We start from the raw sequence: 12,804 nt of genomic DNA on the forward strand, positions 1-12,804 counted from the left end.
GCCCGCCATTTCACCCGGTACGTTTGTTTGCATCGCAACCAATCTCGCTCTAGTGGGCCCGGGTGCCGTCGGCACCACCGTCGCAGCGCTGCTGTACGAGGCCGGACACCAGGTGCTGATATGCGGCCATACCCGCCGTGACGGCCTCGAACTGCGGCCCGACGGCAGGGACGCCGTCGTGGTGCCCGGTCCGGTGCACACCGACGCCGGCGCCGTGACCGGGCCGGTGGATGTGCTGGTGCTGGCGGTGAAAGCCACCCAGAACAACGCCGCGAGCGGCTGGTTGGCGCGGCTGTGCGATGAACACACGCTGGTTGTCGCCCTGCAGAACGGCGTCGAGCAGGTCGAGCAGGTGCAGCCGATGTGCCCGGATTCGGCCGTCATACCCGGCATCGTGTGGTTCTCGGCCGAGACTCAGCCGGAGGGATGGGTGCGGTTGCGCGGTGAGGCCGCGCTGGTGCTGCCCGCCACCGACGCGGCGGAATCATTCGCCGAGATGCTGCGGGAGGCCGGCGCCAGGGTGGACTGCGCCACCGATTTCACCACCATGGCCTGGCGCAAGCTCGTGGTGAACGCGCTGTCCGGATTCATGGCGCTGTCCGGCCGGCGATCGGCGATGTTCCGCCGCGACGATGTGGCCACCCTGTCTCGGCGGTACGTCGCCGAGTGCCTGGCAGTGGCGCGTGCCGAAGGCGCCCACCTCGGCGACGACGTGATCGAAGACCTGGTCAACCTCTTCCAGCGAGCGCCCGAAGACATGGGCACCTCGATCCTGGCCGACCGGCAAGCCCACCGACGCCTGGAATGGGATCTGCGCAACGGCGTGATCATCCGCAAAGCCCGGGCGCACGGGCTGGCCACCCCGATCAGCGACGTGCTGGTGCCGCTGCTCGCCGCGGCCAGCGACGGACCTGGCTAATGTCTAAAGGCATGCACCCGTGCGAACGCGTCGACCTGGACTTCATCGAGAACGCTCCGCATCGCTTTCGCAACAGCGTTGAGCTGGCCATCACGCCGGAACAACTGTTCGAGGTGCTCGCCGACGCCGAGTCCTGGCCGCGCTGGGCCAAGGTGATCACCAAGGTGACCTGGACCAGTCCCGAGCCTCGCGGCATCGGGACCACCCGGGTCGTCGAAATGCTCGGTGGCATCGTCGGTGACGAAGAGTTCATTGCCTGGGAACCGTTCACCCACATGGCGTTTCGCTTCAACGAATGCTCCACGAAAGCGGTCGCCGCGTTTGCCGAGGACTACCGGGTTGAGGTCATCCCGGGCGGCAGCAGGCTGACCTGGACCATGGCGCAGCGGCCGGCCCGCGGCGCCGGGTTGGGAATGGTGTTATTCGGCCCGGTGCTGAACTTTGCGTTGCGCCGGTTCCTGCGCAACCTGCGTACTTACACCGACACCCGGTTCGCCACTCAGCGACAGCGATAGGCTGAGTCTCTGCCAGACAGCCCGGTCAAAATCTGAGATTTTGGGGAGCGTGCGATGACCTTCAACGAGGGTATGCAGATCGACACCAGCACCGCGTCGTCGTCTGGCGGCGGGGGTGGTGGACGGCTCGCGATCGGCGGCGGCATCGGTGGACTGTTGGTCGTGGTGGTGGCCATGCTGCTCGGCGTCGATCCCGGTGGCATTCTCAGCCAGCAACCGGTCGACTCGAGCGAGGACGTGGCACCCGGTTTCGACCTGAGTCGGTGCAAGACCGGGGCCGACGCCAACAAGTACGTGCAGTGCCGGGTGATCGCCACCGGCAACTCCATCGACGCTGTCTGGAAACAGCTGATGCCCGACCGCTACACCCGCCCGAAGGTGCGACTTTTCAGCGGCCAGGTGAGCACCGGCTGCGGGCCGGCCAGCAGTGACGTCGGACCTTTCTATTGCCCGGTGGACAAGACGGCGTACTTCGATACCGATTTCTTCCAGGTGCTGGTGACCCGATTCGGTTCCAGCGGCGGCCCTTTCGCCGAAGAGTATGTGGTGGCTCATGAATACGGCCACCACGTGCAGAACCTGCTGGGGGTGCTGGGCCGGGCCCAGTCAGGGGCGCAGGGCGCCACCGGCAACGGCGTACGCACGGAGTTGCAGGCCGACTGCTACGCCGGGGTGTGGGCGCACTACGCGTCGACCGTCAAGCAGGAGAGCACCGGCGCGCCATTCCTGGAACCGTTGAGCGACAAAGACATTCAAGACGCCCTGTCGGCGGCTGCCTCGGTGGGTGACGATCGGATCCAGGAACAGGTGAATGGACGCACCAACCCCGAATCCTGGACGCACGGCTCGTCGGCGCAGCGGCAGAAGTGGTTCACGGCGGGATATCAGAGCGGCGATCCCAATAAGTGCGACACCTTCAAGACCAACGATCTCGGGTAGCACCCATGGCTGATCGTGCCTCGATCGAACTGACATTGATCGACGGTCCGCCTGCGTCCCCCTGGGGGTCGAAGGTGGGCGGACTCCCCTACCTGGTCTCAGCCGCGGACCACCCGCTCGATGAGTCCGGCAATCCGTTGGTATTCATCGCACAACTGAATTTCGCCGAACTGCCCGACCTGTTGGGTTTTCCGTCGGACGGGTTGTTGCAGTTCTTCATCAGCAGCACAGCGGAATTCGAGTGTGTGGTGCTCTACCACGCCGCGGTGGCAACCGACTGGGCCCGCCCGCCAGGTCAGCTCCCGGCGTGGCAGCCGGTGCCCAGCACCTCGCACGCGCCGCAGCAGGAGTTCACCCCACTCGAAGACCCCGATACGGAATTCGGACTGGTCGGCAAGCTGGTGAGCCAACCACATCCCGCTTACGAGGAAGACGACGAGGACCTCGGCGGGCATCGAATCGGCGGCTACCCCTACGGAAATGCGGACCCGGAGATTCCCGACGGACATGTCCTGCTTTTTCAGCTGGACTCCGACGCGCACGACGATGAATGGCGAATCATGTGGGGCGATCTGGGTACCGGGCGGTTCACCATTTCGACCGATGATCTGGTCCAGCGTGACTTCTCCGCGGTCCAATACGACTGGGACTGCGCCTGAGCACAGGCTTGACCGGACCTCAAAGTCGCCGTCGCACCCGAAGATCTTCGGCTGCAACCGATTCCGCCACTGAACCGCTTCGAAGAGGTTGTCGTGATCCCCGCCTCAGGCGCCGTTGAGCAGGCTTTGCAACTCGGTGCGCCTTGCCTCGTCGAGAGGCAGCAGCGGCGTCCGCGGATCGCCGACCGGAACACCAAGCAGATCCAAACCGGCCTTCACCGTCGTCGGCAACCCGCCGGCGACGATGAATTGCAACAGCGGCTTGAGATCGTCGTAGCGAATTTGCGCCTTTTCCAGATCACCTGCGCGTACCGCGTCGTACAGGTCAATGCACGCTTGAGGCCGCAGATTCGTTGCAGCGGTGCACCATCCGGATGCACCTACTTTGAGTGCGTCGAGCACCAGTGGGTTGCTGCCGTTGTAGAACGGCAACTGGCCGTCGCTGAGTGAAGCGATGCGTTGCATCCGAGACAGGTCGCCGGTGGACTCCTTCACCATGGTGAGGTTCTCCACATTGTCGAACATGGCGATCAGCAACTCAGGACTCATGTCCACACCACTGGTTGCCGGGTTGTTGTAGGCCATGATGGGAATTCCGATGGACTCCCCGATGCTGCGGTAATGCTGCGCGATCTCGCGGTCGGTGAGCTTCCAATACGAGACCGGCAGGACCATCACGGCGTCGGCACCGGCCTGCTGCGCATACTGGGCGCGCCGGACGGTTCTGGCAGTGGTCAGATCGGATGCGCCCACGACGACCGGGACTCGGCCGGCGACGGCGGCAATCGTGGCGTCGACCACGGTGTCGAATTCCGACTCATCGAGATAGGCCAGCTCACCGGTACTGCCGAGCGGGGCGATCGCGTGCACTCCGGACGACACGAGGCGGTCGACGAGTCCCGTCAACCGCTGGGTGTCGACGCCGGACAGGTCAGCGGTGAACGGCGTGATCGGATAGGCGATGATGCCGTGAATTTCGGGACGGGACACGGTTCCTCTAATCGTTTGTCGGACAGCGAATTAGGAAGTCAGGGCGTCAGGGTGGCGCACCAGCGCACGGCGCGCGTAGTACGCGAAGTTCGCCCGGCTGCGTGCCGGTGTCAACGTCCAGTCGTGCGCCTCCCGCGCCAGTTCAGCGGGAAGCTCCTTGATGGTGCCTGCCGCCATGGCGGCCAACTGCAATTTGGCGGCCCGTTCGATGAGGACGGCCAGCGAGCAAGCCTCCTCGACACTCGCTCCGGCCACCAGCTGGCCGTGATGCGCCAGCAAGGCGGCCTTCTTGTCACCCAACGCGGCGGTGATGATCTTCCCCTCGTCGTTGCCGACCGGCACGCCCGGCCAGTCGGCCAGGAAGGCGCAATCGTCGTAGAGCGGCGTGGTGTCCATGTGGGACACCAACAACGGGACCTCCAGCATCGACAGGGCTGCCACATGGAAGGGGTGGGTGTGCACGATGCATTGGACATCCGGCCGCGCGCGATAGATCCAACTGTGAAAGCGATTGGCTGGGTTGGCCATGCCCGAGCCCTCAAGGACGTTGAGATCCTCGTCCACGACCAGCAGATTCGTGTCGGTGATCTCGTCGAAGCCCAGGCCGAGTCGCTGGGTGTAGTAGGTGCCAGGCGCCTCGGCGCGGGCGGTGATCTGCCCGGCCAGCCCGGAATCGTGACCTGCGTCGAACAGGGCGCGGCAGGTGAGCGCGACCTTCTGTCGCGCCGTCAGCTCCGAGCGCTCCTCTTGCGCCTCGAGCCGTTCCTGCGAGCGGCGCATCAGTTCGGATTTCGAATCGGTAAAAGTGGTTGCCATCAACGGCTCCCTTGGTCGCAAGTGTGTGACACTTAGATCGTGCTAGATAGCACTATAGGACACTTTGTGTCATACATGGAAGGAGGCCCTGCCGATGACCGCCCTGCTTCGCGCCGTTCGTAGGGAACGTGGCCTCACCCTCGAGCAACTGGCCGACCAGACCGGCCTGACCAAGAGCTACCTGTCCAAGATCGAACGCGGCCAGAGCACGCCGTCCATCGCGGTGGCCCTCAAGGTCGCACGCGCACTCGACGTAGATGTCGCGCGGTTGTTCTCCGACGACGCGACTGCGGAGATGATCACGATCGACCGCGCCCGGGACCGCGGTGCCCCGGCGGGTGGGCGCTACCACGCATTAGCCACCCCGTTACTGGGAAAATCCATGTCGCCGTTCGTCGTTCGGCCGATGCAGATCGCTTCCGACGACCCGCATCCCGAGCATCCCGGACAAGAATTCGTGTTCGTGCACGCGGGCGCGGTCGAACTGGAATACGGCGATCAGACCATCACGCTGGACGCGGGTGACAGTGCCTACTTCCACGCCACCGTCGACCATAAATTGCGGGCGATCAGTCCGCATCCGGCCGAGGTCGTCGTCGTCACCAACGCCGGCCCCTAGCGCATCACCTCAAGCCGGGCGGCAACGCGATCCACCGCTCCGACGGCGCGACGAGGCGGACCATGACCATCTTGAGCAACGACGGCGACATGGTCCGAGGAGAGTTTGCGCGCGAGCACAACGGCAGCAGCATGACCCGGGCGTTCGAGGCTCACCGGTCTGACCGAAACCGCTACGAGGGCCGCGTCGCGCAGGTCACGGTGGTAGTGGCGTTGTTGGTCACCACCACCTGGCCGTCCACGGCGATCTCGCAGTGGAGTTCGGCCACCGACCCAGAGCAGTCAGGCCACTTGCACGCGCCGACGGCGTTGACGTAAGCCCATTGATTCGGGTTGGTCAGTGTCGCGGTGTACACCAGCGGTTCACCGGCGGTGATAGTCGCCTGGACCGTGCTCAGAAACTGCGACGAATTGCTGTCGTAGGCCGCCTGGCTCGGCGGATCGGTGTTCATGTACCGAACGCTGCCGGTGAGATTGCCGGTGGCGCTGACCGTGTAGGTCACCTGATGCCCGGCCGGGTCCGCGTGTGAGATCGCGGGAGTGGCGACCACGCTGAAAGCTGCAATTGCTACCACCGACGCTGGCACTGTCGCTGCCGAAAAGACCGCGCTGACCAGTTTTCGCACGTTCGTCATATCGGAAACGCTACCGGATTCGTTACCCGCGGAACCTCTTCTGCCCACGTTCACCCGTGTCCGGTAAGAAGCACTCATGAGCGACGAACCGGAACCCGCGGGCGATCGGCCGCGGGCGGGGGTCAACCGCCGCACGCTGCTGACAGCCAGCACATTGGCCGGCGTTGTCGGCGCGGGTTTCGGAGTCGGCGGGACCGTGTTGCTGTGGTCGCATCCCCGCGGTCCGGACATCTGGTCCCAGCCCGACCGCAGCGGTACGCCGCCGGTCGCCGGCCTGCACCTGCAATTCGGCCGCAACGCCAGTACGGAAGTGACAGTCTCCTGGCACACCACCGACGCCGTCAGCAATCCGCGGGTCATGCTGGGCACACCCACGTCCGGCTTCGGCAGCACCGTCGCGGCCGAGACCCGCACGTACCGGGATGCGAAGTCCAACATCGAGGTTCGGGTCAACCACGCCCGCCTCACCGGATTGACCCCGGACACCGATTACGTCTACGCCGCGGTGCATGATGGGACCCACCCTGAGCTGGGAACCGTCCGAACCGCACCTTCGGGGCGAAAGCCGTTACGTTTCACGAGTTTTGGTGATCAGTCCACGCCGAGAATGAACAAGCTGACCGACGGCAAGTACGTCAGCGACAACATCGGATCGTTCGCGGCGGGTGACACCACTGCGGCAATCGAACGCCAGGCCCCGCTGTTCAACCTGGTCAACGGCGACCTCTGCTACGCGAACCTGGCGGACGACCGGATCCGCACCTGGTCGGACTGGTTCGCCAACAACAGTCGCTCGGCGCGCTACCGGCCGTGGATGCCGGCCGCGGGCAATCACGAGAACGAATTGGGCAATGGGCCAATCGGTTACGGCGCCTTCCAGACTTACTTCGCGGTACCCGACTCCGGCGCCAGTGCCGATCTGCGGGGGCTGTGGTATTCGTTCACCGCCGGTTCGGTGCGGGTGATCAGCTTGAACAATGATGACGTGGCCTACCAGGACGCCGGCAACTCCTATGTGCACGGATACTCCGGGGGTGAGCAAAAGCGTTGGCTGACAGCTGAACTCGTGGCGGCGCGGCAGGATCCGGGCATTGACTGGCTGGTGGTCTGCATGCACCAGACGGCGATCTCGACCGCCAAGGCCAACGGCGCCGACCTCGGCATCCGCCAGGAATGGCTGCCGCTCTTCGATCAGTACAAAGTCGATCTCGTGTTATGCGGGCACGAACACCATTACGAGCGTTCACATCCACTGCGCGGCGCGCTCGGCACCGACACCAGGACGCCGATTCCCGTCGACACCCGCCGGGACGTGATCGATGTGACCCGGGGAACGGTGCATCTCGTCATCGGCGGAGGCGGCACGTCCAAGCCGACGAATGGGTTGTTCTTTCCCGAGCTTCAATGCCGTGTGATCACTGGTGTCGGGGAGTTCGATCCCGCGCTCGGATACAAGCGCCCGATCTATGTGATGGAAGACGCGCAGTGGTCGGCATATCGCGACCGCGACAATCCTTATGGCTTCGTGGCTTTCGATGTCGACCCTGGCGTGCCGGGAGGCAATACGCATATCAAGGCGACGTACTACGTGGTGAACGGGCCGTACGGTGCCGTAAGCCCATTGGACGGCTTCACGTTGACCAAGCCGCGCGGCGACTCGCTCTAGAAGAGGGTTTGTTGCGCCGGTTCGGGCTGCCGCGCCGCCTGGACCATCGGCGGAAAGGAGCGTTGGTCGCCGCCCAGCCGATACTTCGCAATCAGGGGGCGGGCACGGTCACTCAGCATGTCGCGGTAACTCTGCGGCAGGTAGGCGCCGCGACGGTAGAGATCGCGGTACCGGGCGACCAATTCCGGATGGGCCCGGGCCAACCAGGACATGAACCACCCGCGCGTAGATCCGCGTAGATGCAGACCGAAAACCGTCACGCTGGTCGCGTCGCTGGCGGCAATCTGTTTGAGCAAGCTGTCGAGGTGCTCGACGGAATCGGTGAGGTACGGCAGCACCGGCGCGACCATCACGTGGCAACCGAGGTTGGCGTCGCGGATTGCGCTGATGAGCGCCAGGCGTGCCTGCGGCGTCGGCGTGCCCGGTTCGACGTCTCGGTGCAACTCGGGATCGCCGATCGCCAGCGAAACCGCTACCGATAGCGGAACCTGTTGCGCCGCTTCGGCGATCAGCGGTAGGTCCCTGCGCAGCAGGGTTCCCTTGGTCAGGATCGACATCGGCGTTCCCGAGGCGGCGAGGGCTCCGATGATCCCGGGCATCAGCGCATAGCGCCCTTCGGCGCGCTGGTAGGGGTCGGTGTTGGTGCCCAGTGCGACGGTCTCGCGCCGCCAAGACGGTCGACGCAGTTCGCGGCGCAGCACCTCGGCAACGTTGGTCTTCACCACCACCTGGGTGTCGAAGTCGGCTCCGGAGTCGAAGTCCAGATACTCGTGGGTGGGCCGGGCGAAGCAGTAGCGGCAGGCATGCGAGCAGCCGCGGTACCCGTTGACCGTGTACTTGAAGGGCAGCGCGGAGGCGTTGGGCACCTTGTTCAGCGCCGACTTGCACAGCACCTCGTGAAATGTCATGCCCTCGAAGTGCGGCACCCGCACGCTGCGGACAAGGCCGATGCGTTGCAGCCCGGGCAGCGCCCCGTCGTCGATCGGAGCACCATTGACCGCCACCGCCTGACCTGCCCAGCGCATGGATTCTATTCGAACGATAGTTCGAGTGCGCGTCAAGTGATCGGCCGTTCGCCCGGACCGTGATCGCCCGCTAGGGACATTGCTGACGCTGGCGACAATTAAGCTCGACGCCAATCGTTCGGCGAGCTTTCTCACACTATGAGAAATGCCTATACGCTGTGCATTTGTCGGGATCAAGGGGCGGGGGGCCGACTATGTCGTACTTGGTGGCGGTACCGGAGATGTTTGCTTGGGCGGCCGGGGATCTGGAACGCATCGGCTCGGCGCTGATCGCAGCCAACGGCGCGGCACTGGCCCCAACGACCGGCTTGCTGGCCGCGGGCGCAGACGAGATCTCGGCGGCAGTCGCGTTGATGTTCTCCGGGCACGGGCAGGCCTACCAGGCGATCAGCGCCCAGGCCGACGGCTTTCATCAGCAGTTCCTGCAAGCGTTGAGCGCCGGCGGGAGCGCGTATGCATCCGCCGAGGCGGCTACCGCGGCACCGCTGGAGCAAGAGCTGTTGGCGGTAATCAACGCTCCCACCGAGTTGTTGTTGGGGCGTCCGTTGATCGGCAACGGCGCCAACGGGATCGCGCCCGGGCAGGCCGGCGGCGCGGGCGGACTGTTGTTCGGCGACGGCGGCAACGGCGCGCCCGGGACGAACGCCGGGGTGGCCGGCGGCGCGGGCGGCGCCGCGGGATTGATCGGATCCGGCGGGTCGGGCGGCGTCGGCGGGTTGGGCGCGGCCGGCGGTGCCGGTGGTCACGGGGGGTGGCTCTTCGGCAACGGCGGCGCCGGCGGTGTCGGCGGGACCGGCTCGCCAGGCACGGTAGCCACTAACGGGGGCAACGCCGGCGCAGGCGGAGTCGGTGGTGCGGCGGGGCTCTTGGGCGGCGGCGGGGTCGGCGGGCAAGGCGGCACCGGCGGCGGTCCTGGCACCGCTGCGGGCAGCGCCGCCGGCAGCGGCGGTCATGGCGGCGGCGGCGGGGCCGGCGGATTGCTATTTGGCGACGCGGGGGGCGGCGGACAAGGCGGCGCCGGCGGAAGCGGACTCGGCGGGGCCCAGGGCGGCGGCGGTGGCGCGGGCGGAAGCGGTGGCGCTGCCGGATTGATCGGGGCAGGCGGCGCGGCCGGAACCGGGGGCGCCGGCGGATGGGGGTTCGACCTGTCGGGCGAGGGCGGCACCGGCGGCAACGGCGGGACCGCTGGGTGGCTATTGGGCAACGGCGGGGCCGGCGGTGCGGGTGGAACCGGCGGAGACGGGATAGTTAACGCCACGCTCCTGGGTCGAGTCGGTGGCGGTGGCGGTGCGGGCGGCCTGGGTGGCGGCGCTGGGATATTCGGCGCTGGTGGAGCGGGCGGGACAGGCGGCGCCGGCGGCAGTTCCGGACACGTCGGCAACGCCACCGCAGTTGCCGGCGATGGCGGAACTGGTGGTAACGGTGGCGGCGGCGGGTGGCTGTTCGGGAACGCGGGCGTCGGCGGACAAGGTGGGGCCGGCGGCAACGGGTTCAAGGACTACAGCGGGGGCAGCAGTTTCGGCAACTACGGCGGCAGCGGTGGCGCTGGCGGGACCGGTGGTTCCGCGGGTCTGTTCGGCGTTGGTGCGGGCGGTGGGGCCGGCGGAGTTGGCGGAGTCGCCGGGAATGTGGCCGCCGGCAGCGGTGGCGGGGGCGGAACCGGGGGTGCCGGCGGACAGCTGTTGGGCGGCGGCGGCGGAGGCGGACAAGGCGGCGCCGGCGGGACTGGGAATCACCTGCCCTTAGCCGGCGAAGGCGGCGCCGGCGGAACCGGCGGTTCCGGTGGTATCGGCGGCGGGTTCTACGGCAACGGCGGCGCCGGCGGGGCGGGCGGCGCCGGCGGCACTGCCGGCCTCACCGGCAACGGCGGCGGCAACGGCGGCAACGGTGGCCCGGGCGGCGCCGCCCAGCTGATCGGCGCCGGCGGAGTCGGCGGTGGGGGCGGGGCCGGGGCTCCCGGCGATGGAATTGGGAGCGACGGGGTCAACGGGAGCGTGGGTATCGGCGGCGCGGGCGGGCAGCTGCTCAGCACGCCCTAGGTCACAGCCGCGAAAGCACCTCAGCGACAACCGAATCGATCAGCACCGACACCTGCTCCCCCGATCCGAGGTCTTTCACCCCGATGGTGCCGGCCTCAATATCGCGGTCGCCGGCCACCAACGCAATCCGGGCACCGGAACGGTCGGCCGCGCGCATCGCGCCCTTGAGTCCACGGTCACCGTAAGCAAGGTCGACGCGAATACCGTTGGTCCGCAACGCACCACCGAGCACCGCCAGTTGCAGTTTGGCCGCATCGCTCAACGGCACCCCGAACACGTCGCATCGGGTCGTCTCCCCCACGCTCTTGCCCTCAGCCCGCAGGGCAAGCAGCGTACGGTCCACTCCGAGTCCAAATCCGATGCCGGACAGGTCTTGTCCGCCGAGTTGGCTCATCAGGCCGTCATAACGGCCGCCGCCCCCGATACCCGACTGCGCGCCAAGCCCGTCGTGCACGAACTCAAAGGTGGTCTTGGTGTAGTAATCCAGCCCGCGCACCATGCGCGGATTGATGACATACGGAACGCCGAGCGCATCGAGGTGCGACAGCACGGTGTCGAAATGCTGCTTGGCGCCATCGGAAAGATGATCGAGCAGCACCGGCGCCTCAGCTGTCAGTGCCTTGACCTCGGGGCGCTTGTCGTCCAGGACGCGGAGCGGATTGATGGCCGCTCGCCGTTGGGTGTCCTCATCGAGCGGAAGGCCAAACAGGAACTCCTGCAACAGTTCCCGATACTGCGGCCGGCAGGTGTCGTCACCTAGTGAGGTGATTTCCAACCGGAACCCGTCCAGGCCCAACGACCGGAATCCGGCGTCCGCGACCGCGATTACCTCGGCATCCAACGCTGGGTCGTCGACGCCGATCGCCTCGACGCCCACCTGCTGCAACTGGCGGTATCGGCCGGCCTGCGGACGCTCGTACCGGAAGAACGGGCCGGCGTAGCAAAGCTTCACCGGCAGTGCGCCACGGTCCAGGTTGTGCTCGATCACCGCGCGCACCACTCCGGCGGTGCCCTCGGGCCTCAGCGTCACCGAGCGGTCCCCGCGGTCGGCGAAGGTGTACATCTCCTTGGACACCACGTCGGTGGACTCGCCGACGCCGCGCGCGAACAGCGCGGTGTCCTCGAAGATCGGCAGCTCGATATGGCCGTACCCGGCCCGGCGGGCGGCGGTCAGCAGCCCGTCACGCACCGCCACGAACGCAGCCGAGTCCGGCGGGATGTAGTCCGGAACGCCTTTGGGCGCAGAGAATTCCGTCACCGGCTCAGGCCTTCGAGGAACGGATTGGCCCGACGCTCGGCGCCGATGGTGGTGGAGTTGCCATGTCCGGGTAGTACCACGGTCCGGTCGTCGAGCACCAACAATTTATCCACGATCGACCGCAGCAGATCCCGGCCGCTGCCGCCGAAGAGGTCGGTGCGACCGATCGCGCGCTCGAACAGGGTGTCACCGGTGAATACCGCGTCCCGGTCGTCTTTGGTCACGTCCAAGACCCGGAAGCACACCGATCCGCGGGTATGTCCGGGGGTGTAATCGACGTTGACGGAGATGCCGCCGAGATCGAGTTTGTCGCCGTCGCGGTCCAGTTCGACGACCTGCTTGGGCTCGCTGAAGAACGCGCCGGCAAACAGTTGGGCGACGCGCGGCCCCAGTCCGTGGATCGGGTCTTTCAGCATGAATCGATCCTCGGGATGAATGTAGGTAGGGCAGCCGAAGGTGTCGGAGACCTTCTGCGCAGACCACATGTGGTCGATGTGGCCGTGCGTTATCAACACCGCGGCCGGGGTCAGTCGGTTCTTGTCCAGGATGCTGCGCAACTGACCCATAGCTCGCTGGCCTGGGTCGACGATGATGGCGTCGGTGCCTGGCCGTTCAGCCAGCACATAACAGTTGCACTGCAGCAACCCGGCGGGAAATCCGGTGATGAACACCGCCCCAGTTTCCCATCCCCGAGTGTCTGGGACACAAATGCGGTGGAGCCGCCG

Annotated in this window: 13 protein-coding genes; 7 read left to right on the forward strand and 6 right to left on the reverse strand. The window is 66.4% G+C overall.

What is annotated here, in order from left to right:
* The first annotated feature begins 31 nt into the window (after positions 1–31).
* From ACZY1I_RS18150 to ACZY1I_RS18165, 4 genes are read left to right on the forward strand one after another with little or no spacing between them, the layout of a single operon-like run.
* On the forward strand, positions 32–919 hold the full coding sequence (locus ACZY1I_RS18150) for an oxidoreductase (RefSeq protein ID WP_463756284.1): 888 nt from the start codon (positions 32–34) through the stop codon (positions 917–919).
* An 11-nt stretch (positions 920–930) separates the two neighbouring features.
* Positions 931–1,434, forward strand: coding sequence for an SRPBCC family protein (locus tag ACZY1I_RS18155; RefSeq protein ID WP_463756285.1), 504 nt, complete (start codon positions 931–933; stop codon positions 1,432–1,434).
* A 54-nt stretch (positions 1,435–1,488) separates the two neighbouring features.
* Positions 1,489–2,373 carry a KPN_02809 family neutral zinc metallopeptidase gene (ypfJ, locus tag ACZY1I_RS18160; protein WP_463755856.1) on the forward strand — a complete coding sequence of 295 codons (885 nt, stop codon included), beginning with the start codon at positions 1,489–1,491 and terminating at the stop codon, positions 2,371–2,373.
* Positions 2,374–2,378: 5 nt separating this feature from the next.
* Positions 2,379–3,032, forward strand: a complete 654-nt coding sequence (locus ACZY1I_RS18165; RefSeq protein ID WP_463755857.1) for a YwqG family protein — start codon at positions 2,379–2,381, stop codon at positions 3,030–3,032.
* A 105-nt stretch (positions 3,033–3,137) separates the two neighbouring features.
* Here ACZY1I_RS18165 and ACZY1I_RS18170 read toward each other — a convergent pair whose 3' ends face one another.
* Entirely contained in the window at positions 3,138–4,022 is an 885-nt protein-coding gene (locus ACZY1I_RS18170; RefSeq protein ID WP_463755858.1) for a dihydrodipicolinate synthase family protein, read from the reverse strand.
* A gap of 30 nt (positions 4,023–4,052) precedes the next feature.
* Positions 4,053–4,838, reverse strand: coding sequence for an aldolase (locus ACZY1I_RS18175; RefSeq protein ID WP_463755859.1), 786 nt, complete (start codon positions 4,836–4,838; stop codon positions 4,053–4,055).
* A 94-nt stretch (positions 4,839–4,932) separates the two neighbouring features.
* On the opposite strand from ACZY1I_RS18175, the gene ACZY1I_RS18180 reads away from it, so the two are divergent.
* A complete protein-coding gene (locus tag ACZY1I_RS18180; protein ID WP_463755860.1) occupies positions 4,933–5,457 on the forward strand; it encodes a helix-turn-helix domain-containing protein in 525 nt (174 codons plus the stop codon).
* A gap of 172 nt (positions 5,458–5,629) precedes the next feature.
* Here the strand turns inward: ACZY1I_RS18180 and ACZY1I_RS18185 are convergent, their stop codons facing one another.
* Positions 5,630–6,091, reverse strand: a complete 462-nt coding sequence (locus ACZY1I_RS18185) for a hypothetical protein (protein WP_463755861.1) — start codon at positions 6,089–6,091, stop codon at positions 5,630–5,632.
* 76 nt (positions 6,092–6,167) lie between these two features.
* Here ACZY1I_RS18185 and ACZY1I_RS18190 point away from each other — a divergent pair, with 76 nt between their 5' ends.
* Complete coding sequence (locus tag ACZY1I_RS18190; protein WP_463755862.1) at positions 6,168–7,757, forward strand: purple acid phosphatase family protein; 1,590 nt, start codon at positions 6,168–6,170, stop codon at positions 7,755–7,757.
* Here the strand turns inward: ACZY1I_RS18190 and ACZY1I_RS18195 are convergent.
* A complete protein-coding gene (locus tag ACZY1I_RS18195; protein ID WP_463755863.1) occupies positions 7,754–8,782 on the reverse strand; it encodes an Rv2578c family radical SAM protein in 1,029 nt (342 codons plus the stop codon). The two genes, ACZY1I_RS18190 and ACZY1I_RS18195, sit on opposite strands and share 4 nt — an antisense overlap.
* Positions 8,783–8,976: 194 nt before the next feature.
* Here ACZY1I_RS18195 and ACZY1I_RS18200 point away from each other — a divergent pair, with 194 nt between their 5' ends.
* Positions 8,977–10,821 (forward strand): PE family protein, encoded by a 1,845-nt coding sequence (locus tag ACZY1I_RS18200; RefSeq protein WP_463755864.1) that lies wholly within the window; start codon positions 8,977–8,979, stop codon positions 10,819–10,821.
* Position 10,822: 1 nt separating this feature from the next.
* Here the strand turns inward: ACZY1I_RS18200 and hisS are convergent, their stop codons facing one another.
* Both hisS and ACZY1I_RS18210 read right to left on the reverse strand, forming a co-directional pair.
* A complete protein-coding gene (gene hisS, locus ACZY1I_RS18205; protein WP_463755865.1) occupies positions 10,823–12,079 on the reverse strand; it encodes a histidine--tRNA ligase in 1,257 nt (418 codons plus the stop codon).
* Positions 12,076–12,750 carry an MBL fold metallo-hydrolase gene (locus ACZY1I_RS18210; RefSeq protein ID WP_463755866.1) on the reverse strand — a complete coding sequence of 225 codons (675 nt, stop codon included), beginning with the start codon at positions 12,748–12,750 and terminating at the stop codon, positions 12,076–12,078. The genes hisS and ACZY1I_RS18210 overlap by 4 nt, the downstream gene beginning before the upstream one ends.
* Between the last annotated feature and the right edge of the window lie 54 nt (positions 12,751–12,804).

The sequence above is a fragment of the Mycobacterium sp. IDUB_37 genome, from assembly GCF_055419245.1.

Excerpts from the sequence above, each read along its gene's own strand:
- ACZY1I_RS18155 (WP_463756285.1), top strand. The coding sequence starts at position 931 with ATGCACCCGTGCGAACGCGTCGACCTGGACTTCATCGAGAACGCTCCG.
- ypfJ (WP_463755856.1), top strand. The coding sequence starts at position 1,489 with ATGACCTTCAACGAGGGTATGCAGATCGACACCAGCACCGCGTCGTCG.
- ACZY1I_RS18165 (WP_463755857.1), top strand. The coding sequence starts at position 2,379 with ATGGCTGATCGTGCCTCGATCGAACTGACATTGATCGACGGTCCGCCT.
- ACZY1I_RS18175 (WP_463755859.1), bottom strand. The coding sequence starts at position 4,838 with ATGGCAACCACTTTTACCGATTCGAAATCCGAACTGATGCGCCGCTCG.
- ACZY1I_RS18180 (WP_463755860.1), top strand. The coding sequence starts at position 4,933 with ATGACCGCCCTGCTTCGCGCCGTTCGTAGGGAACGTGGCCTCACCCTC.
- ACZY1I_RS18185 (WP_463755861.1), bottom strand. The coding sequence starts at position 6,091 with ATGACGAACGTGCGAAAACTGGTCAGCGCGGTCTTTTCGGCAGCGACA.
- ACZY1I_RS18190 (WP_463755862.1), top strand. The coding sequence starts at position 6,168 with ATGAGCGACGAACCGGAACCCGCGGGCGATCGGCCGCGGGCGGGGGTC.
- ACZY1I_RS18195 (WP_463755863.1), bottom strand. The coding sequence starts at position 8,782 with ATGCGCTGGGCAGGTCAGGCGGTGGCGGTCAATGGTGCTCCGATCGAC.
- ACZY1I_RS18200 (WP_463755864.1), top strand. The coding sequence starts at position 8,977 with ATGTCGTACTTGGTGGCGGTACCGGAGATGTTTGCTTGGGCGGCCGGG.